General features: G+C 67.3%; 20 protein-coding genes. All 20 read right to left on the bottom strand.

From position 1 onward, the window contains the following. Window positions 1–6: 6 nt before the first annotated feature. The 20 genes from flhA to purL all read right to left on the bottom strand — a co-directional run bounded on the left by flhA (window position 7) and on the right by purL (window position 22,147). A complete protein-coding gene (gene flhA / locus F573_RS0107810; protein WP_018869477.1) occupies window positions 7–2,106 on the bottom strand; it encodes a flagellar biosynthesis protein FlhA in 2,100 nt (699 codons plus the stop codon). After that, entirely contained in the window at window positions 2,103–3,263 is a 1,161-nt protein-coding gene (flhB, locus tag F573_RS0107815) for a flagellar biosynthesis protein FlhB (protein WP_019022106.1), read from the bottom strand. Before flhB ends, flhA begins: the two co-directional genes overlap by 4 nt. 1 nt (window position 3,264) lies before the next feature. Continuing rightward, entirely contained in the window at window positions 3,265–4,017 is a 753-nt protein-coding gene (fliR, locus tag F573_RS0107820; protein WP_369773216.1) for a flagellar biosynthetic protein FliR, read from the bottom strand. A 29-nt stretch (window positions 4,018–4,046) separates the two neighbouring features. Beyond that, window positions 4,047–4,316, bottom strand: a complete 270-nt coding sequence (fliQ, locus tag F573_RS0107825) for a flagellar biosynthesis protein FliQ (RefSeq protein WP_018869480.1) — start codon at window positions 4,314–4,316, stop codon at window positions 4,047–4,049. A gap of 9 nt (window positions 4,317–4,325) precedes the next feature. Next, window positions 4,326–5,081, bottom strand: coding sequence for a flagellar type III secretion system pore protein FliP (fliP, locus tag F573_RS0107830; RefSeq protein ID WP_018869481.1), 756 nt, complete (start codon window positions 5,079–5,081; stop codon window positions 4,326–4,328). Further along, complete coding sequence (gene fliO / locus F573_RS0107835) at window positions 5,078–5,512, bottom strand: flagellar biosynthetic protein FliO (protein ID WP_019022108.1); 435 nt, start codon at window positions 5,510–5,512, stop codon at window positions 5,078–5,080. The genes fliP and fliO overlap by 4 nt, the downstream gene beginning before the upstream one ends. 2 nt (window positions 5,513–5,514) lie before the next feature. Then, a complete protein-coding gene (fliN, locus tag F573_RS0107840; protein WP_019022109.1) occupies window positions 5,515–6,108 on the bottom strand; it encodes a flagellar motor switch protein FliN in 594 nt (197 codons plus the stop codon). A 16-nt stretch (window positions 6,109–6,124) separates the two neighbouring features. Further along, window positions 6,125–7,102, bottom strand: a complete 978-nt coding sequence (gene fliM, locus F573_RS0107845) for a flagellar motor switch protein FliM (RefSeq protein ID WP_018869484.1) — start codon at window positions 7,100–7,102, stop codon at window positions 6,125–6,127. A gap of 10 nt (window positions 7,103–7,112) precedes the next feature. Further along, a complete protein-coding gene (gene fliL, locus F573_RS0107850; RefSeq protein WP_018869485.1) occupies window positions 7,113–7,592 on the bottom strand; it encodes a flagellar basal body-associated protein FliL in 480 nt (159 codons plus the stop codon). Between the two features lie 209 nt (window positions 7,593–7,801). Then, window positions 7,802–8,887, bottom strand: a complete 1,086-nt coding sequence (locus F573_RS0107855; protein WP_019022110.1) for a flagellar hook-length control protein FliK — start codon at window positions 8,885–8,887, stop codon at window positions 7,802–7,804. Window positions 8,888–8,954: 67 nt separating this feature from the next. Next, a complete protein-coding gene (fliJ, locus tag F573_RS0107860; RefSeq protein ID WP_018945937.1) occupies window positions 8,955–9,416 on the bottom strand; it encodes a flagellar export protein FliJ in 462 nt (153 codons plus the stop codon). After that, window positions 9,413–10,792: a FliI/YscN family ATPase gene (locus tag F573_RS0107865; RefSeq protein WP_019022111.1), complete on the bottom strand. Its 1,380-nt coding sequence runs from the start codon at window positions 10,790–10,792 to the stop codon at window positions 9,413–9,415. The genes fliJ and F573_RS0107865 overlap by 4 nt, the downstream gene beginning before the upstream one ends. Continuing rightward, complete coding sequence (locus tag F573_RS0107870) at window positions 10,789–11,592, bottom strand: FliH/SctL family protein (protein ID WP_019022112.1); 804 nt, start codon at window positions 11,590–11,592, stop codon at window positions 10,789–10,791. Before F573_RS0107870 ends, F573_RS0107865 begins: the two co-directional genes overlap by 4 nt. Continuing rightward, entirely contained in the window at window positions 11,589–12,602 is a 1,014-nt protein-coding gene (gene fliG / locus F573_RS0107875; protein ID WP_019022113.1) for a flagellar motor switch protein FliG, read from the bottom strand. Before fliG ends, F573_RS0107870 begins: the two co-directional genes overlap by 4 nt. After that, window positions 12,592–14,286 (bottom strand): flagellar basal-body MS-ring/collar protein FliF, encoded by a 1,695-nt coding sequence (gene fliF, locus F573_RS0107880; protein WP_026300853.1) that lies wholly within the window; start codon window positions 14,284–14,286, stop codon window positions 12,592–12,594. Before fliF ends, fliG begins: the two co-directional genes overlap by 11 nt. 29 nt (window positions 14,287–14,315) lie before the next feature. Then, window positions 14,316–14,645, bottom strand: a complete 330-nt coding sequence (gene fliE / locus F573_RS0107885) for a flagellar hook-basal body complex protein FliE (protein WP_019022115.1) — start codon at window positions 14,643–14,645, stop codon at window positions 14,316–14,318. Window positions 14,646–14,725: 80 nt separating this feature from the next. Further along, the gene (locus F573_RS0107890) at window positions 14,726–16,099 is read right to left on the bottom strand and encodes a sigma-54-dependent Fis family transcriptional regulator (protein WP_019022116.1); all 1,374 of its coding nucleotides are present in this window, start codon (window positions 16,097–16,099) and stop codon (window positions 14,726–14,728) included. A 144-nt stretch (window positions 16,100–16,243) separates the two neighbouring features. After that, complete coding sequence (locus F573_RS0107895; RefSeq protein ID WP_019022117.1) at window positions 16,244–17,644, bottom strand: sigma-54-dependent Fis family transcriptional regulator; 1,401 nt, start codon at window positions 17,642–17,644, stop codon at window positions 16,244–16,246. A gap of 66 nt (window positions 17,645–17,710) precedes the next feature. Further along, a complete protein-coding gene (locus F573_RS0107900; protein ID WP_018869495.1) occupies window positions 17,711–18,250 on the bottom strand; it encodes a PilZ domain-containing protein in 540 nt (179 codons plus the stop codon). Window positions 18,251–18,274: 24 nt separating this feature from the next. Continuing rightward, window positions 18,275–22,147, bottom strand: a complete 3,873-nt coding sequence (gene purL / locus F573_RS0107905; protein ID WP_026300854.1) for a phosphoribosylformylglycinamidine synthase — start codon at window positions 22,145–22,147, stop codon at window positions 18,275–18,277. Window positions 22,148–22,163: the final 16 nt, after the last annotated feature.

Here is a 22,163-nt window from a genome sequence, read left to right on the forward strand (position 1 = left end):
CGCACATCACGCCGACTTCTTGTCTGCTTCATCCTGTCCCACCGTGGCCACCACCCGGATCCGCCGGTTGTCCGGGATCTCGGTGAACGCGAGCACGGTCAGGTTGCGCACCGCGCCCCGCAGCCATCCGGCGATCCAGGAGCGGATTTCCGGGGCCACCACCAGCACCGCCGGCTGTCCCGCCGCCTCCTGACGCTGGGCGGCCTCGCCCACCGATCGTTGCAGGCGTTCGGCCAGGCCCGGCTCCAGTCCGACGGTGTCGCCATTGCTGCCCTGCAGAGACTTATGCAAGAGCTGTTCCAACGAGGGGTCGAGGGCGATCAGGGGCAGTTCCTCCTCCGGTCCCACCAGGTCCTGAACGATGGAGCGCGACAGGGCGACCCGCACTGCGGCGGTCAAAGTGCCGGGATCCTGACTCTTGGCACCCTCCTCTGCCAGGGTTTCGGCGATCGTGCGCAGATCGCGGATGGAGACCTGTTCGGCCAGCAGGTTCTGCAGCACCTTCAGGATCACGCTCAGCGACAGCGTCTTCGGCACCAGGTTTTCCACCAGCTTGGGCGAACGCTGCGCCAGCTGGTCCAGCAGGTGCTGGGCCTCCTCGTGGCCGATCAGCCGGTGCGCGTTTTCGCGGAACACCTGCGACAGATGGGTCGCGATCACCGTGGACACGTCCACCACGGTGTACCCCGCCCCCTGCGCCTGTTCGCGGTTTTCCGGGTCGATCCACAGGGCATCCAGGTTGAACGTCGGATCCTTGGTCGGCGTCCCCGGTACCTCGCCGAAGACCTCGCCCGGGTTGATCGCCAGCTCCTTGTCCGGGAAAACCTCGGCCTCGGCGACGGTCACGCCCAGCAGGGCGATGCGGTAGGTGTTCGGACTCAGTTCGAGGTTGTCGCGGATATGCACCGGCTGCAGCAGGAAGCCCAGCTCCTGCGACAGCTTGCGGCGCACACCCTTGATCCGCCCCATCAGCTGCCCGTCCTGGGTCCGGTCCACCAGCGGGATCAGGCGGTAGCCGACCTCCAGCGACACCAGGTCCACCGGCGGCACGTCTTCCCAGGACAGCTCGCGGTTCTCCGGCGAGGGTTCCTGCTCGGCCTCCGGCAGACGCTCCACCTCGGCCGCCTCCTCGCGACGCTGGCGCGACATCAGATAGCCACCCCCGGCGGCCAGCGAGGCCAGGCCGAGGAACACCGCATTGGGCATCCCCGGCACCATGCCCAGCGATGCGATCACCCCGCCGACCACGTACATCACGCGCGGGTTGGAGAACATCTGCCCGACCACCTGCTGGCCCATGTCCTGGGTGGTGGACACCCGCGTCACGATGATGGCCGTGGCCGAGGACAGCACCAGCGACGGGATCTGCGCGACCAGCCCGTCGCCAATGGTCAGCAACACATAGTTGGTGGCGGCATCGCCGATCGACATCCCGTGCTGCAGGGCACCGATGGTCAGTCCGCCGATGATGTTCACGAACAAGATCAGGATCCCGGCGATGGCGTCGCCGCGCACGAACTTCGAGGCCCCGTCCATGGAACCGTAGAAATCGGCCTCCTGGGCGATCTCGTCACGCCGCCGGCGCGCCTCTTCCTGAGTCAGAAGCCCGGCATTGAGGTCGGCGTCGATCGCCATCTGCTTGCCCGGCATCGAATCCAGGGTAAAGCGGGCGCTGACCTCCGACACGCGCCCCGCCCCCTTGGTCACCACCACGAAGTTGATGATGATCAGGATCGCGAACACCACCAGGCCGACCGCGTAGTTGCCGCCGACCACGAAATCGCCGAAGGCCTGGATGACCTGCCCGGCCGCGTCCGTCCCGGTGTGCCCTTCCAGCAGGATCACCCGGGTAGAGGCGATGTTCAGCGCCAGACGCAGGAGCGTGGCCACCAGCAGCACTGTGGGAAACACCGCGAATTCCAGCGGCCGCGGGGTGTACACCGCGACCATGATCACCACCAGCGACAGCGCGATGTTGAAGGTGAACAGCACGTCCAGCGCCACCGGCGGCAGCGGCAGCACCATCATCGACAGCATCGCGATCAGCAGCAGCGGGGCGCCCAGACCCCAGCGGCCCATGCCGCTCAGGCGATCGAGGAAGCTCATGCGTCATCCTCCCGGCGCCGGCCGTGGCGTCCCTGGTGGGGATCGAGATATTCGTCCGGCACCGGCAGATCGCCCGGCATGTCCACGCCCTGGTCGGCCCGCTTGAGCTGATACACGTAGGCGAGGATGCGCGCCACCGCGACGAACAGGCCGTCGGGAATCTCCCGGTCCAGGTCGGTGGTGAAATAGAGTGCGCGCGCCACCTTCGGTGCCTCGACCCGGATGATGTCGTGCTCGTCGGCGATCTCGCGGATATTCCCAGCCACCTCGTCGACGCCCTTGGCCACCACCTTCGGCGCCGACATCTTCGAGGCCTCGTAGACGATCGCCACGGCATAGTGCGTGGGGTTGGTGATCACCACGTCGGCCTTCGGCACCTCTTCCATCATCCGGCGCTGGGCCATTTCCTGCTGTTGCTGGCGGATCTTCTGCTTGACCTCGGGCTTGCCGTCGGTCTCCTTGTACTCGTCCTTGAGCTCCTGCCGCGTCATCCGCAGCTGCTTCTGGTGATTCCACATCTGGAACGGCGCGTCGATCGCCGCGACGATGATCAGCGCCGCCGACACCGCGATGAAGGTGCCGAGCGCGATCTGGGCCGCATGCGACACACCCTGGTGCAGTGGCTCGTAGCCCAGCCCCAGCAGACGGTCGGAGAACGTCCACAGGGTCAGCATCGCGACCGTGCCGACCAGCGTGAACTTGGCGAGGGTCTTGCCGAACTCCATCAGCCCCTGCCAGGAAAAGATCCGCTGCAGGCCCTTGATCGGGTTCAGCTTCGACGCCTTGGGCGCCGCCGCCTGCCAGGAGAAATTGGCGCCGCCGATCAGGATGGGCGCCATCACGGCCGCCACCATCAGGATCCCGAACAGCGGCAGCAGCGCCATCAGCGTCTGGAAGATCTGATCCGCCAGATAGGGCAGCAACAGATCCGGGTCATGGGCCAGCTCCGGCTCGAAGTCCAGACGGGCCCGGGTCTGGTTGGCCAGTTGCCCACCCAGGGTCGGGCCGAAAAACAGCATGAAGATCCCGGCGGTGATCAGCACCAGAAAGGTCGACAACTCCCGCGAGCGCGGGACCTGACCCTTCTCGCGCGCCTCGCGGAGCCGTTTCTGGGTCGGCTCTTCGGTTTTTTCCTGTCCGTTCTCGTTCTCGGCCATGTCAGAACCCCAGCAGGACCTGCATCAGTCCGAAACCTTCCATGGCCAGCTCGCCCACGCGCTCGGGCAGCCCGGGCAGGATCAGCAGCAGGAGGACGAAGCCCATCAGGATCATCATCGGGAACCCGACGGCGAAGATGTTGAGCTGAGGGGAGGCCCGCGTGATGACCCCCATGGAGATGTTCACCACCAGCAGCGAGGCGACTGCGGGCAGCGCCACCAGCACCGCCCCGGCAAACATCGTCTGGCCGAACAGCGCCACCTGCATGAAGGCCTCCGCATCCAGTCCGGACGGCGCGACCGGCATGGTCTCGAAGCTCGCCAGCAGCAGTTCGAACAGGATCAGGTGGCCGTTCAGGGCGAGAAAGATCAGCGTCGCCATGGTCACGAACACCGTGGAGATCACCGGTACCTGAATGCCCTGCGCCGGATCCATGACCGAGGCGAAGCCCAGCCCCATCGACAGGGCCACTACCTCCCCCGCCTGCGTCATTGCGGAGAACACCAGCTGCAGGATGAAACCCATGGTCAGGCCGATCAGGACCTGATGCAGAGTCACGATCGCCCCCTCCAGGCTGATCGGATCCACCTCGGGCAGGGTGGGCTCCTGCATCGCCACCACCACCGCCAGCACCAGCGCCAGGCCCATGCGCATGCGCGCGTTCAGCTGGTCGCCGCCGAAGATCGGCATGACCACCAGCATCGCGCCAATCCGGGCCAGCGGCCACATCACGGCGGCCACCCACACCAGCATCTGGTCGGTGGTGATCTCCACGAGGCCCCCTAGCCCACCATCCCCGGCGCGTTCTCGTACAGGCGCTCGGTGAACTCGATCACCAGCGACAGCATCCAGTGTCCACTGATCAGCAGCGCGGCGAACATCGCCAGCAGCTTGGGAATGAATGACAGGGTCATTTCCTGGATCTGGGTCGCCGCCTGCAGCATGCCGATCGCAAGGCCCACGGCCAGCGCCGTCAGCAGCGGCGGCGCCGCCAGCAGCACAACCACCATCAGCGTCTCGCGCCCGATATCCACAACCGTTTCGGGTGTCATCCGCCTCTCCTAAACAAAAAAGCTGGTTGCCAACGTGTTCATCAGCAGGGCCCAGCCGTCCACCAGCACGAACAGCATCACCTTGAACGGCAGCGAGATGATCAGCGGCGACAGCATCACCATGCCCATCGACATCAGCACCGAGGCCACCACCAGATCGATGATCAGGAACGGGATCAGGATCAGGAAGCCGATCTGGAACGCCGTCTTCAGCTCACTGGTCACGAACGACGGCACCAGCAGCGACAGCGGGATGTCGTCCGGATCCTCGAAGCCGTCGATGCCGTTGATCTCCGCGAACATGCGCAGATCGCTTTCGCGGGTCTGCTCCAGCATGAAACCCCGCAGCGGCTGGATACCCGTTTCCAGGGCCTCTTCGGTGCCGATCTCCTCGGCCAGGTAGGGCTCCACCGCCACCTCGTGGATCTCTTCGAACACCGGCGCCATCACGAACAGCGTGAGAAAGAACGCCAGCCCGATCAGGATCTGGTTGGACGGTGTCTGGGACGTGCCCAGGCCCTGGCGCAGGATCGCCAGCACGATCAGGATCCGGGTGAAGGCGGTCATCATGATCAGCGCTGCCGGCAGCAGGGTCAGCAGCGTCATCAGCACGAGGATCTGCAGGGTCACCGACCAGGTCTCGCCGCCATCCTCGTCCGTGGTGATGGTCACCGCCTCGATGCCCTGCCCCACCTGAGCGCCGGCCAGGCCGGGCAGCAGCCACAGCCCCAGCAGCAGCCAGGGGAAATAGCTCCGCAGACTCACGACTCCTGACCTCCCCCGCCGGCGCGGCGCGAACGTACCGCGCGTTTGAGCACGCCGGAAAAATCGGGGCCTTCGCCGCCGGCGGGCACCTCGACCGGCGTCTCCATGGTGTGCAGCGTCCGGATCCCCGAGGGCGCCACGCCGATCAGCACCTGTTCATCACCCACGCGAACCAGCATCAGCCGTTCACGGGCACCCACCGAGCGGACCGACTGGACATCGATCATCTGCCGACCGTGGCCCACGCTCCCCTGGGTGCGCCGGAGCACCCAGGCCAGCACCACGATCGCCACGATCACGATCATCAGCCCGCCAATCAGCTGCGTCAGGTAGGCCGCGGCGTTCATTGCGCCGCCGTCCTCGTCGGCCAGGGCGCCGGCCGGCAGCAGCGCCAGCAGCCAGAGCGATCCGGAAAGAACACGCGAGCACATGACTATTTCAGCTTCCGGATGCGTTCGCTGGGGCTGATCACGTCGGTCAGGCGGATCCCGAATTTCTCGTTCACCACCACGACCTCGCCGTGCGCGATCAGGGTCCCGTTGACCAGCACGTCCAGCGGCTCCCCGGCCAGGCGTTCCAGTTCCACCACCGAACCCTGGTTGAGCTGGAGCAGGTTACGAATCGGGATGCGGGTGCGGCCGATCTCCATGGAGATGGTCACCGGCACGTCCAGCACCATGTCCAGATTCACGTCTTCTTCTTCGCCGCCCCCGGAATCGGTGAGTTCATCCGGTTCCAGCGGCTGCGCATTCGGATCCGGCTTGTGCTTGCGTTCCCGCTCGCCCCCGGCAGCCGCCTTGCTGCGGCCGCCGGTGCCAGTGGAGGCGGCGTTGGCCGCATCGCTCTCGTGCGAATTGGACTGCGCCTGGGCCAGCAGCGCGTCGGGGTCCTCCGCCTCGGCCTCGGAGCTGTCATCCTGCTCCGCCAGGGCCGCGGCCCATTCATCGGCCAGGGCATCCTGATCCACCGATTCCTCGCCGTCGCCCTGTTCGGTTTCCTGATCCGGACGCTTGTCGTCGTCTGCCATCGTCCTGTCCTCTTGCCTATCGTTGTGCGCGACCGTTGATCTTGATCGCGTTCTGGCCGTTCGAGACCCCGAACTTGCCGCGCAGCAGCGGGATATCCTCGACCTTCAGAGTGACCTCTTCGGGAATGTCGACCGGGATGATGTCGCCCGGCTTGATGTCCAGCAGTTCCTGCACGGTGACCTCCGCCTCGGTGAGCACCGAGGCGATCTCCACGTCCGCGTCCTGCACCTCTTCCCGCAGGGCATTCATCCAGCGCTGATCGACATCGGAGCGATCCGACTGGATACCGGTATCCAGCTGCTCGCGGATCGGTTCGATCATTGAATACGGCAGCGTCACGTGGAGATTGCCGCCGCCGCCATCCAGTTCGATGTGGAATTCGTTGATCACCACGATCTCGGTGGGACTCACGATGTTCGCGAACTGGGGATTGACCTCGGAGTTGAGGAACTCGAAGTCGATGTCCATGACCGGTTCCCAGGCCTTGGTCATGTCCTCAAACGCGCCCTCGAGGATGCTGTGCACCACCCGCATCTCCATCGGGGTGAAGTCACGGCCCTCGATGCGGGTATAGAAGCGCCCGTCGCCGCCGAAGAAGTTGTCCACCAGGATGAACACCAGCTTGGGGTCGAACACGAACAGCCCGGTGCCGTGCAGCGGATGCGCACGCACCAGGTTCAGGCTGGTGGGCACGAACAGCGAGTGCATGTACTCGGAAAACTTGGTCAGCCGGGTGCCGCTGACCGAGATCTCGGCCGAACGCCGCAGCATGTTGAACAGTCGCACGCGCAGATGCCGCGCAAAACGCTCGTTGATCATCTCGAGCGTGGGCATGCGCCCGCGCACGATCCGGTCCTGGGTGGCGAAATTGAACTCGCGCGCCTGACCGTCGCTGGGGAACTCTTCCTCCTCGGTCTCGACGTCACCGGCATCGACGCCGTGCAGCAGCGCGTCGATCTCGTCCTGGCTCAGGATGTCGGTTTGCTGTGCCATGACGCGCGCCTTACTGCATGACCAGTTCGGTGAACACCACGCGCTCCAGATCGGAGGGCGCTTCGCGCGACTCCAGGATCGCACGGACAGTGGCCGTCAGATCCTCCGCCAGCGCTTCCTTGCCTTCCCGCGTGTTCAGCTCGGTATATTCCTGATCCGAGAGGACGCCGAGGATGTCGTTCCGGACTACGGGCAGGTGATCTTCCACGGCTTCCAGGACCGCCGGGTCGGTGGACACCAGACCGATCTGCACGCGCAGGAACTGCACGCTTCCCGGGGCATCGATGTTCACCGTCATGGGATCGAGCGACGAATAGTGGCGCTCGGGCGGCTGATCTTCCGCCATTTCGTCAGCGTCCTGCGACAGCAGGAACCAGGCGGCCGCGCCCCCGCCGCCGGCGAGCAGAACCGCAACGACCAGGAGGATGATGATCATCCATTTCCTGCCGCCGCCCCCCTTGTTCTCCAGTTCGACTTCCTTCTCCGCCATGACACACCCGCATTGCGTGGATTCGCTGACGGAACCCAAGCAAGCGCGGTGCCATGAATCATTACTACTTTATAAACAGAGAGTTGAACCCACTTTAGGGGTGTCGTTCGTCATCCCGAGGGTCGAGCGCCCGGCGTATGCGTCAACGAACCGGACGCTCCATCGAGCGAGAAGTCGAGATTCTGGCGGCCGGTCTGCCGGAACGGGCCTCAGGCAAACAGGTCCACCCGACGGTTGAGGAAGGAAAGGGTGCTGCCGGGAGCGACGGGACCTTCATCGTCCTCGCTCCCTTCGCCCTCCGCACCCGTGGCGACGCCGGGTTCATCCCCGCTTCCGTAACCGTCGCCGGCCATCTCGGTATCCGCGGAATCGTCCGGCGGTTCATCCGACACCGAGGCATCGGCGAGCTCGAGCCCGCTGTCGGCGAGACTGTCACGCAGGCGCGGCATTGCCGCTTCCAGCACCTCACGGGTCACGGGGTTGGTACTGAAGAACTGTACACTGGCACGGTCCCCCTCCATGCTGACCCGCACATCCAGGACCCCCAGCTGAGGCGGATGCAGTTTCATCTCGGTGCGCCCGCCGCGGGCCTGCGCCATCATCTGGATCTGCTCCGCAAGCTGGCGATCACCCGAAGTCTGCAGCAGGCGGGTCAGATCCAGCCGCATCCCGCCGCCCCGCGCACCCTCGGCATCGGAGGCCTGGGCTGCCGGCTGGGCCAGTGCCTGGGCATTCTCACGGCCGCTGCGCGCCGATTCCGAGGCCTGCGTCAGCCACTGGGCCAGGACCTCGGTGGTCCCTTCACGCGAGCCACCGCCGGTCAGCGCCCCGGGAGCCAGTTCCTGCAGCCGCGACCCCGGGTTCTGCCCTTCCGGACCGGCCTGCAGGAACAGACGCATCAGGGAAACCGGGATGCCGTCGCCCGCCGCTCCGGACCCGGGCCCGTCTTCCAGCAGACTGCGCAGCTCGCGGCCGTCGATCTCTCCGTCACCTTCCTCGCCGGTCAGCCAGCCGGGCGGCAATTGCATGCCGTCCACAGCGGTCAGATCCTGCCCTTGCAGGAGATCCTGGAAGCGCTGGATCAGTCCTTCCAGATCCAGCTCGGCCAGCTCGGAATCATCCACCCCGAGCGCGCCCAGCATCGCTTCCAGCTGCGGGCGGAGTGCCTTCAGGAAACCGTCTTCCCCGCCTTTTCCCTTGTCTTTCAATTCCTTGAGCCGATCCATGCCCTCGCCGCCGTCGAGCAGCTGTGCCAGCGCTCCCAGCCCCTGTCCCGATGCCTGTGCTGCGATCATGTCCCGTCCTCGCCTGTTGCGCGCACCGCGCGCGTCTGCCCCTGCGGGGTCTGCGTATCCATACCTTTCAAGATTCCTGCCAGTTCACCGTGCGTTCGCCGGATTCCGGTTCCCGTGCGAAGGCCTGGCGGGTCGCCCACATGTCCTGTTCCACCTGCTGCCGCCGGGCCTGATGACGCTGGTCTTCGGCTCGCGTGCGTTCCAGCAGCTTTTCCAGCGACATGCAGTCGCGATGGTGTTCCAGCCATTGCTCGCGCGCCGTCTCCACCTGGCTTTCGGCCGCCTGGATGCGCAGGGCCTGCTGTTCCAGCGCCTCGCGCAGCTTCTGCCGCATGCCGGCCAGCCACTTGAGGGTGTTGGGGTCCTGCGGCATGGAGGCCGCCAGGTATTCCTGCTGGAAGGTTTCCAGCTGCTCGCGCTGGGCCTCGGCGGCGTTCAGCTGAGCGATGCGTTCGCCCAGTTCGCGAGTCGCCTCGGTCTCGCCGATCTGGCGGATACGCAACAGCCGTTCGATGCGCTGCGGATTCATGCCCCGCTCCCGGTGAGTGCGATCAGCTGATCCCGCGCGGTGGCAAAATCCACCGCCTCGGTCGTGCCCTGCGCCAGGAACTGCTCCAGCCGGTCATGCATCGCCACGGCCTGGTCGAGGTGCGGATCGGCACCCTTGCGGTAGGCCCCCACCGAGACCAGGTCACGGTTGCGCTGATAGGTGGCGGCCAGATCACGGAACCGCCGTGCCGCCTTCTCGTGCTCCGGGGTCGTCAGGGCACTCATCACGCGCGAGATCGATGCACCGACGTCGATGGCCGGGTAGCGACCGGTCTCGGCGATCTCGCGCGAGAGCACCACATGCCCGTCAAGGATCGCCCGCGCGGCGTCCACGATCGGATCGTTCGGATCATCTCCCTCGGCCAGCACCGTATAGAATCCGGTGATCGAGCCCCCGCCCACGTCGCCATTGCCGGCACGCTCCACCAGCTGCGGCAGGCGCGCGAACACCGAGGCCGCATAGCCCTTGGAGGCCGGCGGCTCGCCGATGGCCATCGCGATCTCGCGCGCGCCCTGGGCGAAGCGGGTCAGCGAGTCCATCAGCAGCAGCACGTTCAGCCCCTGATCGCGGAACTGTTCCGCCACCGTGGTCGCCACCCAGGCCCCGTGCTGGCGCAGCAGCGGCGACTGATCCGCCGGCACCGCCACCACCACCGTACGCCGGCGGGATTCCTCGTCGAGGATCTCGTGGATGAAATCGTTGACCTCGCGCCCGCGTTCACCGATCAGCCCGACCACGATCACGTCGGCGCTGGTGTGGCGGGTCATCATCCCCAGCAGCACGCTCTTGCCCACGCCGGAACCGGCGAACAGGCCCAGCCGCTGGCCGCGCCCGACCGACAGCAGGGCGTTGATCGCGCGTACGCCGGTGTCCAGAGGCTCGCGCACCGGGGCGCGCGACAGCGGGTTGATCGGCTGTCCGTTGAGCGTGGCACGATCATGCGTGCGGATCGGCCCGAGGCCGTCCAGAGGCTCGCCACGGGCGTCGATCACCCGCCCCAGCAGGCTATTGCCCACCGGGATCGAACGCTGGGTGTCCACCGGCTCGATGCGGGCCCCGGGCACCAGCCCGGCGGCCGCCTCCTCCGGCATCAGGAACGTCCGGTCGTTCTGGAATCCGACGACCTCGGCGGGCACGGTTTCGCCGCGTTCGCCATGGATCAGGGCGCGGCCGCCCAGCGGCAGACGCAGGCCCTCGGCCTCGAGGGTCAGACCGGTCACGCGCGACAGGATCCCCTGCGACTGCGGGGCCGCCACCCGTTCGACCCGCCCGCGCGACTGCTCCAGCCGTTCGCGCAGCCCCGCGGTGAGCCCTTCGCGCTGGCGTGTATGGGCATCGCGAATACTGGCGGTCATGCCGGATCCTCCTCATCACGGGCCGACGCATCGTCGCCGGGTTCCTCTTCGGTGTGGGACGCGGACCCGGCGCCGGGACCTTCCTCTCGCTTCTCCGTACCCGGCCCGTCATGCGCCGGCGTCGCGACCGCCTCGCGCGGCTCCGGATCCGTGTCCGGCACGCTCGCGTGGCCGTCCCAGGTGGCCTCCACGGCCTGCCGCAGGCGGCGCTCCAGACTGGCATCCACTTCGGACGCACCCGCCTCGACCCGACAGCCTCCGCGCGCCAGTTCCGGGTCCGGGATCCAGGTGATCTCGCCCGCCTGCGCGGACCCCCATTGCTCCACCAGGGCCTGATCCTCGGGATGCAGGTGCACCCGCACGCTGCGGTTGCGTCCCGGCAACTGCTGCATCGCCTCGTCCAGCACCTCGCGGATGATCTCCGGTCGGGTCTGCAGCTCCACCCGGATTACCTGGCGCGCCAGCGCGGTCACCAGCGACAGCAGTTCCGGTTCCAGTGCATCGGCAGCCTCGGCGAGTGGATCACTGAGGCCCTGACCCACCGACTCCAGGGCCGCCACGGCCTCGCGCAGCTTCTTTTCCTCGCGCGCCCGCGCCGCCTTTTCGGCCTCCTGCTTGCCCAGTTCATGGCCCTCGGCGTAGCCCCGCTCGAAACCGTTCTGGCGCGCCTCTTCCTCGATCGCCTCGATCTCGGCGGCGGTGGGCAGGCGCCGCTGTTCCGGCTCGTTGCCGTTCTCGTCGAACTCCGGCGGCTCCCACAGGGAGGCCGCGCTGGCGGACCCGGCGTCGTGCACGCTCACAGCATCTGCTCCCCGCCCTTGCCGCCAAGCACGATCTCACCGTTCTCCGCCAGGCGGCGAGCGACCTGCAGGATCTCCTTCTGCGCCCCCTCGACCTCGGACACGCGCACCGGCCCCTTGGCTTCCAGGTCCTCGCGCAGCATTTCGGCGGCGCGTTTGGACATGTTGCTGAAGATCTTGTCTTTCAGGTCGTCGTCGGCACCCTTCATCGCCAGCACCAGGGACTCGGTGGACACCTCCCGCAGCAGGGTCTGGATCCCGCGGTCGTCGACGTCGATCAGATTGTCGAAGACGAACATCAGCTCTTCGATACGCCCGGCCAGGTCCTGGTCCATCTCGCTGACCGTATCCATGATCTCCGCCTCGCGCGACCCGTCCATCAGGTTCATGATGTCCGCGGCGGTCTTGACCCCGCCGACCATCGAGGTCTTGGCCGTGTTGTTGCCGGAAAGCTGACGGTCGAGGATGTCATCCAGCTCCTGCAGCGCGGAGGGCTGCACCCCGTCCAGGGTCGCGATGCGCATCACCACGTCGGACTGCACCCGCTTGGGCAGGTAGCTCAGGGTCTCGGCGGCCTGGTCGGCATCCAGATGCGACATCACGATCGCCACGATCTGCGGGTGCTCGTTGCGCAGCATGTCGGCGATCGCGCGCGGGTCCAGCCACTTCAGCGCGTCGATGCCCTTGGAATTGCGCCCCAGCAGGATGCGATCGATCAGGCCCTCGGCCTTGTCCTCGCCCAGCGCGTTCTGCAGCACGCTGCGTACATAATCATCGGCGCCAATACCCAGCGCGGTCTGCTCGCGCACGTGCCCGGAGAAGTCCTCCAGCACCGCGTTCACGTCGGTGCGCGAGATGCGCTCCATGTTGGCCATGGCCGCGCCGATCTTCTGGACCTCCTTGGGCCCCATGTGGCGCATGACCTCGGCGGCGGAATCCTCACCGAGGCTCATCATGAACACGGCCGCCCGTTCCGCGCCATCCAGTTTGGACTTCTTGCTATCGGCCATCTTCGTTCAACCAGGTCTTCATTACCTGCGCCACACGCTTGGGATCTTCCTTCACCATGCCCCGCACGGCCTCGAGGTCCATTTCCTGCTGATCCTCTTCGGGTGCGGTCAGCGAAGCCACTGCGGAGCCCTCACCGCTGGGACCACTACCCCCGGCCGCGGATTCCCCGCTCTGGTCGGTCAGAGCCAGATTCTCGTCCGATTCCGCCTGCGGCTGCTGTGCCGGGCGCGCGGTTGCACCGCTCATCAGATGTTTCAGGGCCGGACGGATCACGGTCAGCAGGATGATCAGGGCCAGCAGCAGCGCCCCGATGAGCCTGGCCAGCTCCATGAACCAGGCCTGCGTCCAGAACGGGCGTTCTTCCTCGACGATTTCTTCTTCCACCGGCGCCTCGAACGGAGCACTGACCACGTTGATCGAATCCCCGCGCTGCTCGCTGAAGCCCACTGCCTGGCGGACCAGGTTCTCCAGACGCTCGATCTCCTCGGCGTCTCGTGCGACGCGCTGGACCTCGCCATCCTCGCCCACTTCCTCGCGGAAATCGACCACCACGGCGGTCGACAACCGCTCGACGCCGCCGGGCATTTCGCGGATGTGAGCGATGCGGCGGTCGACTTCGTAATTGCGCGTCGCCGAGCCCGAACGTTCACCGGTCGCCCCGTTCTCCGCGTTCTCGGCACCTTCGCCTTCTTCTTCGCCCACGGCACCCCCGGCAGGCGGCTGATTGGTCAGCGCGCCCGGCACGCCCATCGGTCCTTCGCCCGCGTCCCCGCGGACATCCTCGGAGATCTGCTCCGAGCGCAGCGCGATGGTGTCGGGGTCGTAGAGTTCTTCGGTACGTTCGATTTCCGAAAAATCGATGTCCGCCGATACCTGGACCCGCACGCGGTCGCCGCCCACGAGCGGCGACAGCAGGTCCCGGATCGCCTCGGCATAACGGCGCTCCACCTGACCCTGGAACGACAGACGGTCGCCGCTGCTGCGCATGCCGCCCTCTTCCAGCCCGTCCTCGGTCAGCAGCCGGCCCTGCTGGTCGACCACGGTCACGTTTTCGGGCGACAGGTCCGAGGTACTGGAGGCCACCATGTGGACGATGGCCCGGACCTGGGATTCGCTGAGGGAGCGGCCCCCGTGCAGGTGCACGGTGACCGAGGCGGTCGCCGGCGTGCGTTCACGCACGAAGACCGAATCCTGTCCTTCGGCGATGTGCACGCGGGCACGCTCGACCGCGTCCAGCGAGGAGACGGTACGGCCCAGCTCGCCTTCCATCGCCCGGCGATGGCGCGCGCTTTCCATCATCCGGCTGGTGCCGATCCCGGTGTCCTCCTGCAGGAGCTCGAAGCCGACATCCCCGGAGCGCGGCAGCCCTTCACCGGCCAGATGCAGGCGGGCTTCACCCACATCGCCGCGCGGCACCTTGATCTGACCGGTATTCGTATCAATGCGGTAGCGGATGCCGGCCCCGTCCAGCGCGGTCACCACCTCCGCGGCCTCGTCCTGCTCGAGCGACGAATACAGCGGGACGAAGGTGGGACTCGTCGCCCAGAAAACGATCCCCGCGATCACGGCCAGCGCGCCGGCCAGCATGCCGATCAGGGCCAGCTGTCGGCCAGCCGGCATGGTGCCGAAATCCTTGATGCCACCGCTAACGACGGCGGGCAGACTTTGCTGTGCTGCGGCCATGATCACGTCTCTCCGGAGGGATTACAGGCCTACACCTGCATCCGCATGATTTCCTGATAGGCATCCAGCAGGCGGTTGCGCACCTGATTGGTGGCCTCGAACGCCAGGCTGGACTTGTTCATCGCCACCATCACCTGCGGCAGGGACACGTTTTCATCGCCCAGTTCAAAACGGGTCTGCAGATCGGTCGCCTCCTGCTGCACCTCGTTCACGTTGCGCAGCGAGTCACGCAGGACGTTCTGGAAGTCGGCGCCACCGGCCTGACCGGTTTCACCTCCGGACGCAGGAGCCTCGACGCTCCCGCTTTCCGAGAGCTGCCGCATCTGCTGCAACACGTTCTGGATCTGCATTTCACTCATGCGTTACCTCCGGCTTCCACACGGGACGACGGTGCCTCGCCCCCGCTCAAACCAATCCCAAGCAAATGCCGGGCCAGCTCTCAGACCACTCCGGTGCGGGGGACATGGATGCCCGATTCGCGCAGTCGCGCGAGCTTGTAGCGCAGGGTGCGCGGGCTGATTCCCAGCCGTTCCGCGGCCTCCTTGCGTCGCCCTCCCGCTTCTCGCAGCACGTTGAGGATCACCCGGCTTTCCTGGGTATGCAGGGTCTGTTCCAGCAGAGGGGCCGACGGGATGTCGTCATCCGAAGCCGCCGGAACGGAAGGAGCGCCAGCCGCACTGACACCTTCGCCATGCTCCAGCATGTCGGCATCCAGCCAGATGGACTCGGCCGTGACCCGCCCGTCGCTGCGCTCGCCGGCCAGAGTGGCCGCCCGCTCCATCACGTTGGCCAGTTCGCGGGCATTCCCGGGCCAGTCATGCCCCATCAGCCGCGATTCGGCCTCCGGTGCCAGTTCCACCAGCCGGCCCTGGCTTGCGCGGGTCAGCAGCGCCCGCGCCAGCGACGGGATGTCCTCCGGCCGCTCGCGCAGCGGCGGGATCCGCACCGGGAACACGCTCAGGCGGTAATACAGGTCTTCGCGGAGTACCCCCTCGGCCACCGCCTCGCGCAAATCACGATTGGAGGTTGCGATCACCCGCACGTCGACCGGACGGGTGCGCCGGCCGCCCAGCGGTTCCACTTCCCGTTCCTGCAGCACACGCAGCAGCTTGGGCTGCAGATGCACGGGGATTTCCGTCACCTCATCCAGCAGCAGCGTGCCCCCGTCCGCCTGTACGAACTTGCCGGGCCGCGCCTCGATCGCGCCGGTAAAGGCCCCCTTCGCGTGCCCGAACAGCAGGGCCTCCAGCATGGCCTCGGGCAGAGCGGCGCAGTTGATCGCCTCGAACGGCCCCTGAGCACGGGCCGAGCGCGCATGGATCTGCCGCGCCAGCACCTCCTTGCCGACCCCCGACTCGCCAGTAATGAAGACCGTCGCAGCGGTTTGCGCAATCCGTTCGGCAAAGGCATCCAGCGAACGCATGCGCTCGCTGTGCGCCACCATTTCCGGGATCCGCGCCCGGGAGCCGGGGCCGGGGAGCTGATCGCGCAGCCACTGCGCCAGCGGCGCCGCCATGTCCGGGAGGCCGAAATGGGCATCCACGCCGGCGCGCATGGCGGCGATCTCGTTGTCATGGGTCGCATCCGGGCTGATCACCGCGACCGGCAACCGTGCCGGGATCCGTTCACGCAGCGCGGCGGTCGCGGGATGGGCGATCAGGACGACCTCGGGGCGCTGCGCTTCCAGAGAGCGTTCGAGCTCCCCTTCGCTGCAGTCCTGGAGGCGAACCCGCGGGATGGTGGCCAGTACCTGCACCACGCGTTCACGCAGGGCGGCGTCGGCATTGACCAGAAGAAGGGTCGCTCGAGGCATCGGTGCAGTCCTGTCGATGGGATTCGGACTGCCTCAAGCAGTTAGTGTGCCACTATGAATAAACCCCGGTTATTCAGGGGCCTGCAAACAAGGTTGCCGGTTTTCGTCGGGATCTCGACAGCGGCAACGCCTTGCCACGGAGGCTCAGCCGTCAGAATCCCGTCCCAATCCGAACTTGCGCATGCGCTCAACCAGCGTCGTCCGCCGCATGCCGAGCCGCCGCGCGGCCCGCGCCACCACATGACCGGTATCGGCCAGCGCCGCTTCGATCATCGAGCGTTCCAGGTCGTTGAGATAATCACGCAGATCGACGCCTTCCGGTGGCAGGCCATCCGGTCCCGGCATGTTCGGGCCGGTGGCCGAGGCCAACGACCCGGCCGATGTCCCGCCCGGTTCGGGCGCCGCACCGCTGCGATCCTCCACCCCTTCCGGACGCACGCGCGGCGGCAGCTGCCCCAGGTCCACCGGCAGATCGGGGTACATGATGGACAGCTGTTCCAGCAGATTGCCCAGTTCGCGGATGTTGCCGGTCCAGTCCAGACGTTCCAGGTGAGCCACCACCGCCGGCGTCAGGTGCGCGGGGCTGCCCCCCTGTTCGCGCAGCCGCTCCTCCAGCGCCGTGATCAGCTGCGGAATGTCACTGGCGCGTTCGCGCAACGGCGGCAGTTCAATGGGGAAGACGTTGAGGCGGAAGAACAGGTCCTGACGGAAATTCCCCTCCGCCACGGCTTCGTCGAGGTTGCGATGGGTCGCCGCAATGATGCGCGCGTGGGTGGTGATCGACTTGTTCGAGCCCACGCGTTCGAACACCCGTTCCTGCAGCACCCGCAGCAGCTTGACCTGCATGGGCAGGGGCATATCGCCGATTTCGTCGAGGAACAGCGTGCCGTCCTGCGCCAGTTCGAAACGTCCGGTGCGCGCGGTGAAGGCCCCGGTGAACGCACCCTTCTCGTGACCGAAAAGCTCGCTTTCCAGAAGATCCGGGGGAATCGCGCCGCAGTTGACCGCGACGAACGGCTTGTCGGCGCGATCCGAGGCATCATGGATCGCCCGGGCGACCACCTCCTTGCCGGAACCGGTCTCGCCCAGGATAAGCGCGGTGGCATCGGTTCGCGCAACCTGCGCCACCAGCCGCTTGACCCCGACCATGGTCGGATGGTGACCGACCAGCCCGGGTACGTCGTCATGCACGCGCTGACCGCCGAACCGCAACCACTGCAGGATCTGGGTCACCCGGGAAACCGACACCGGGTGTTCCACCACCCAGTCCACGGCCTGGTGCTCAACCTTGCCGCCGTCGGTCGGCTGGGCCACCACTGGCAGGCTGTCGGGTGCGGCATCCGCCTGGGCCGCGACCGTGGATGCCGGGCCGCACAACCAGATGGCGGCAGGTTCGCGAGGGCCATCGGTGAGTCCGTTCGCGTCGATGCGCGTCTCGGCCTCGCACCCCATGGAGGCCAGAACGGCCCGCGTGTCGCGGGCGGCATCGGGCTCGCCACCCAGGGCGATGTGAAGGCCGGTGTCGTCTTCCTCGGGTGTCGCCATGCCGTGAGGGCTCCGGTCAGGGTATGAGTGGCCTCATACGTGAAGCCGATCACAGTATTATAGCGATCACCCGCCCCCGTCAACTTTCTGTCGTTTCTCCGCGACGTCGCGTCGATGCAGACGGAAAATCCACCGCCCCAGGGCGTCGTGCATGCGGTCATCATGCGGGGTCCAGCGGATCAACTGGGCCTCGTTACGACGTGTCGGGGGTTCGACACCCAGCACCAGGGGCTGAGGCAGAAAGTCGCTCAAATACAACGCCAGACGATCGGCATCTTCGGGCAGCGTGCCCTCCGGCAGCACGATCCCGCCACGGCTGATGACGACCGGCCGGACCGACGGGCGTTCGGGCTCCAGCGATTCGGCCAGCAGATGCACCAGCAGGTCCAGCTTGCGTTCCAGCCGCTGCAGTTCCTGGGCGGTCTCGTCCGCCACCCCGTGGGCGGCGTGGTTGCGTCCACCGCCGGCCTCGAACAGTTCGATACCGTCCACCAGACGCTCGGCCAGTTCGCCGTGGGTGAGCGGACGGCTGGTCGGGCCCACCGCCAGCGATGTGTTCACTGTCAGGGTCTCCCCCAGCCAGTCGCTCCAGTCCTGTTCGCTCATTATTTCCCCCTGTGCGGCCGTCGGTCAGCCAACGAATGCCCGGGCGTTGCGGAACAGACGCATCCACGGACCGTCCTCGCCCCACTCCGCGGGGTGCCAGCTGTGCTGCACGGTGCGGAACACCCGTTCGGGATGCGGCATCATGATGGTCGCGCGGCCATCCTCGCTGGTAAAGGCGGTCGCCCCGCGCGGCGAACCGTTGGGGTTGGCCGGGTAGGCCTCGGCCGGGGAGTCGTCGGCCTCCACGTAGCGCAGCGCCGCCTGATCGTACACCGGGGCCTCGCCGGGATATTCCACGCGCCCTTCTCCGTGCGACACCACCACCGGCAGCACCGAGCCCCCCATCCCGTCCAGCAGCACCGACGGCCCCGGCTCCACCCGTACCAGCGACAGGCGCGCCTCGAACTGTTCCGAACGATTGCGCACGAAGCGGGGCCAGTGCCCGGCCCCCGGGATCAGCGGCGCCAGCCGCGACAGCATCTGGCAGCCATTGCACACGCCGAGACTGAAGGTATCGTTGCGCTCGAAAAAGGACGCAAACTGCGTGCGCAGCCCTTCGTGATTGAGAATCGTGCGGGCCCAGCCCCCGCCGGCGCCCAGCACGTCACCGTAGGAAAACCCGCCGCAGGCCGCCAGGCCCTGCATGTCGGCCAGATCCCGCCGGCCCTCGAGCAGGTCCGTCATGTGCACGTCCACCGGCTGGAAACCGGCGCGCTCGAAGGCCGCCGCCATCTCGAGCTGACCGTTGACCCCCTGCTCGCGCAGGATCGCCACGCGTGGCCGCGCCCCGCTGGCGATGAACGGCGCCGCGATATCTTCCGACGGATCGAAATGCAGGCGTTCGGTAAGTCCGTCATCGGCGTCGATGCGTGCGTATTCCTCGTCGGCGCATTCGGGATTGTCGCGCAACCGCTGCATGTGTCGGGTGGTCGCCTGCCACTGGCGCTGGAGCCCTGCGCGCGTCGACTCCAGCAGGTTCCGCCCGGCCTGCGCGACCGTGACCGTCTCGTCTCTGCGCAGACGGGCCACCTCGTGCAGATGCGCGCCGAGACCGGCCTGTTGCATCGTCTCGCGCAGGGCCTCCTCCGCCCCGGCCCGCACCTGCAGGACCGCCCCCAGTTCCTCGTTGAACAGCCAGGCAGCCGGGTCCATCCCCGCCGGCACGTCGATGTCCAGGCCGAGACGCCCGGCAAAGCCCATCTCCAGCAGGGTCGTGATCAGGCCTCCGTCCGAGCGGTCGTGGTAGGCGCACAGCAGCCCCTCGCGGCGCAGGTGGCCGACCGCGTCCACGAATGCGCGCAGCGCCGCCGGATCTTCCACATCCGGGGGCACTTCACCGATGCCACCCGCCGTCTGCGCCAGGGCCGAGCCGCCCAGCCGAATCCGGCCGGCCGCCAGATCCACGAACCACAGGCTGCCCCCCTCGCGGGCATCCGGCTCCGGGGTCAGGGTCCGGCGCGCGTCCGTCACCGGCGCGAAGCCCGATACCACCAGGGTTACCGGCGCATGCATGTGGCGCTCGTGACCGTCGGCGTCCTGCCAGACCGTGCGCATCGACAGCGAATCCTTGCCTACCGGGATGCTGATGCCGAGCTGCGGGCACAGATCTTCGGCAACCGCCCGAACGGTATCGAACAGTGCGGCCTCCTCGCCCGACACCCCCGCAGCGGCCATCCAGTTCGCCGACAGGCGGATCGTCCGGGTGCCTTCGATGTCCGCGGCGGCCAGGTTGGTCACCACCTCGCCGATCGCCATGCGTCCGGAGGCCGGTCCCGAGAGGATCGCCACCGGCGAACGTTCGCCCATGGCCATGGCCTCGCCGGTATACCCGTCGAAGTCCGTCAGCGTCACGGCGCAGTCGGCCACCGGCACCTGCCAGGGGCCGACCATGGGATCCCGCGCCACCAGGCCGCCCACCGAGCGGTCACCGATGCTGATCAGGAAGTGCTTGGCGGCCACCGCCGGCAGATTGAGGACTCGCTCCAGCGCCTCCGCCAGATCCGTACCGGCCGTCTTCAGCGTCGTGACCGGCGCGGCCCGGCGCGCGTCCTCGCGCGTCATCTTCGGCGTGGCGCCCAGCAGCATGCCCATCGGCATGTCCACTGCCGGCTCGTTGAACAGCCGGTCATCCACCCGCAGGTGGCCGTCATCGGTCGCCTGCCCGACGACCGCGAACGGCGCGCACTCGCGCTCGCAGATCGCGCGGAAGGTTTCGAGGGCCGCGGCGTCCACCGCCAGCACGTAGCGCTCCTGCGCCTCGTTGCACCACAGCTCCATCGGCGACAGGCCCGGCTCGGCGGTGGGCACTTCGCGCAGTTCCATGCGCCCGCCGCGCCCGGCATCATCCAGGATCTCCGGGATCGCATTGGACAGTCCGCCGGCCCCGACGTCGTGGATGGAGCGGATGGGGTTGCCCTCGCCCAGCGCGGTGCAGCGATCGATCACCTCCTGGCAGCGCCGCTGGATCTCGGGGTTGCCGCGCTGCACCGAGGCATAGTCCAGTGCCTCGCTGCTCGAGCCGCTGGCCATCGAAGACGCGGCCCCGCCGCCCAGTCCGATCAGCATGGCGGGACCGCCCAGCACCACGATGGGCGTCTGTGCGGGCACCTCGCCCTTGTGCACGTGCTCGGCACGCATCGACCCCACGCCGCCGGCCAGCATCACGGGCTTGTGGTAACCGTACAGGACCTCACTACCGTCCGGTTGCGGCAACGCGGACTCCAGCGTGCGGAAATACCCGCACAGCGCCGGTCGCCCGAATTCGTTGTTGAAGGCCGCGGCGCCGATCGGCCCCTCCAGCATGATGTTCAGCGCGCTCTCGATCCGATCGGGCCCTCCGAAATCCCGCTCCCAGGGCTGAGGATGCGCCGGGATGCGCAGGTTGGACACGGTAAAACCGGTCAGCCCGGCCTTGGGCTTCGATCCGCGCCCGGTGGCGCCCTCGTCGCGGATCTCGCCACCGGAGCCCGTGGCCGCCCCCGGCCACGGCGAGATCGCGGTCGGGTGGTTGTGGGTTTCCACCTTCATCAGCACCGGAAGATCCAGGTCCTCGCGACGGTACTCGCCATCGGGCCCGGGCATCAGCCGCACCCCCCGGTGGCCTTCGATCACCGAGGCATTGTCGCTGTAGGCGGACAGCACCCCGTCCGGATGGAGCCGATGGGTCTCGCGGATCATCCCGAACAGCGTACGGTCCTGCTCCTCGCCATCCACCACCCAGCGGGCGTTGAAGATCTTGTGCCGGCAGTGTTCGGAGTTCGCCTGTGCGAACATCATCAGCTCGGCGTCGGTCGGGGCCCGTCCCAGCGCTCGATAGCCTTCGGCCAGGTAATCGATCTCCTCTTCCGACAGCGCCAGCCCCAGCTCCCCGTTGGCGCGCGCCAGCGCGGTCCGGGCATCCGGCTCCAGGCTCACCCGTTGCAGCGAACGCGGCGTCTCCGCGCGGAACAGGGCGCCCGCGTCCGCGGGATCCTCGATGACCGCCTCGGTCATGCGGTCGAACAGCGGCGCAGCCATGTCCACCAGTTCCAGCCCCTGCGGCAGCTCACCACCCACGTACCAGTGGGTACCCCGTTCGATCCGCTCGACGGCGGATTCCAGTCCCGCATGATGGGCAATCTCGGTGGCCTTGGATGACCAGGCGCTGATCGTGCCCGGGCGCGGGATCACCACGGGTTCGCGCACCGCCTCGAATGCAGGAGCGGACCAGGCCTCGCCTTCGTCCAGCAGCGCAGCCAGACGCTTCTCCTCGTCCGCATGGAGCCGGCGGTGCAGCTGGACGAAATACAGATGACGCGCCGCCAGACGAACCGGCACCCCGGTACGCTCCTCCAGCGCCGTTTCCAGCGTCCGCAGTCGAAAGGAGGAAACCGCCGTGCCGCCTTCAAAAACCCGCATCATCTTCACCCGGTGT

This window comes from Thioalkalivibrio sp. ALE23 (assembly GCF_000378545.1).
Classification (GTDB): Bacteria; Pseudomonadota; Gammaproteobacteria; order Ectothiorhodospirales; family Ectothiorhodospiraceae; genus Thioalkalivibrio.

Bases quoted from the DNA above. Each gene is read 5' to 3' on its own strand.
- fliF (WP_026300853.1), bottom strand. From the start codon at position 14,286: ATGGCCGCAGCACAGCAAAGTCTGCCCGCCGTCGTTAGCGGTGGCATC.
- flhB (WP_019022106.1), bottom strand. From the start codon at position 3,263: ATGGCCGAGAACGAGAACGGACAGGAAAAAACCGAAGAGCCGACCCAG.
- flhA (WP_018869477.1), bottom strand. From the start codon at position 2,106: ATGAGCTTCCTCGATCGCCTGAGCGGCATGGGCCGCTGGGGTCTGGGC.
- fliL (WP_018869485.1), bottom strand. From the start codon at position 7,592: ATGGCGGAGAAGGAAGTCGAACTGGAGAACAAGGGGGGCGGCGGCAGG.
- fliE (WP_019022115.1), bottom strand. From the start codon at position 14,645: ATGAGTGAAATGCAGATCCAGAACGTGTTGCAGCAGATGCGGCAGCTC.
- F573_RS0107865 (WP_019022111.1), bottom strand. From the start codon at position 10,792: ATGACCGCCAGTATTCGCGATGCCCATACACGCCAGCGCGAAGGGCTC.
- F573_RS0107855 (WP_019022110.1), bottom strand. From the start codon at position 8,887: ATGATCGCAGCACAGGCATCGGGACAGGGGCTGGGAGCGCTGGCACAG.
- fliR (WP_369773216.1), bottom strand. From the start codon at position 4,017: ATGCTGGTGTGGGTGGCCGCCGTGATGTGGCCGCTGGCCCGGATTGGC.
- F573_RS0107900 (WP_018869495.1), bottom strand. From the start codon at position 18,250: ATGAGCGAACAGGACTGGAGCGACTGGCTGGGGGAGACCCTGACAGTG.
- fliO (WP_019022108.1), bottom strand. From the start codon at position 5,512: ATGTGCTCGCGTGTTCTTTCCGGATCGCTCTGGCTGCTGGCGCTGCTG.
- F573_RS0107890 (WP_019022116.1), bottom strand. From the start codon at position 16,099: ATGCCTCGAGCGACCCTTCTTCTGGTCAATGCCGACGCCGCCCTGCGT.
- fliG (WP_019022113.1), bottom strand. From the start codon at position 12,602: ATGGCCGATAGCAAGAAGTCCAAACTGGATGGCGCGGAACGGGCGGCC.
- purL (WP_026300854.1), bottom strand. From the start codon at position 22,147: ATGCGGGTTTTTGAAGGCGGCACGGCGGTTTCCTCCTTTCGACTGCGG.
- fliQ (WP_018869480.1), bottom strand. From the start codon at position 4,316: ATGACACCCGAAACGGTTGTGGATATCGGGCGCGAGACGCTGATGGTG.
- fliJ (WP_018945937.1), bottom strand. From the start codon at position 9,416: ATGAATCCGCAGCGCATCGAACGGCTGTTGCGTATCCGCCAGATCGGC.
- fliN (WP_019022109.1), bottom strand. From the start codon at position 6,108: ATGGCAGACGACGACAAGCGTCCGGATCAGGAAACCGAACAGGGCGAC.
- F573_RS0107895 (WP_019022117.1), bottom strand. From the start codon at position 17,644: ATGGCGACACCCGAGGAAGACGACACCGGCCTTCACATCGCCCTGGGT.
- fliM (WP_018869484.1), bottom strand. From the start codon at position 7,102: ATGGCACAGCAAACCGACATCCTGAGCCAGGACGAGATCGACGCGCTG.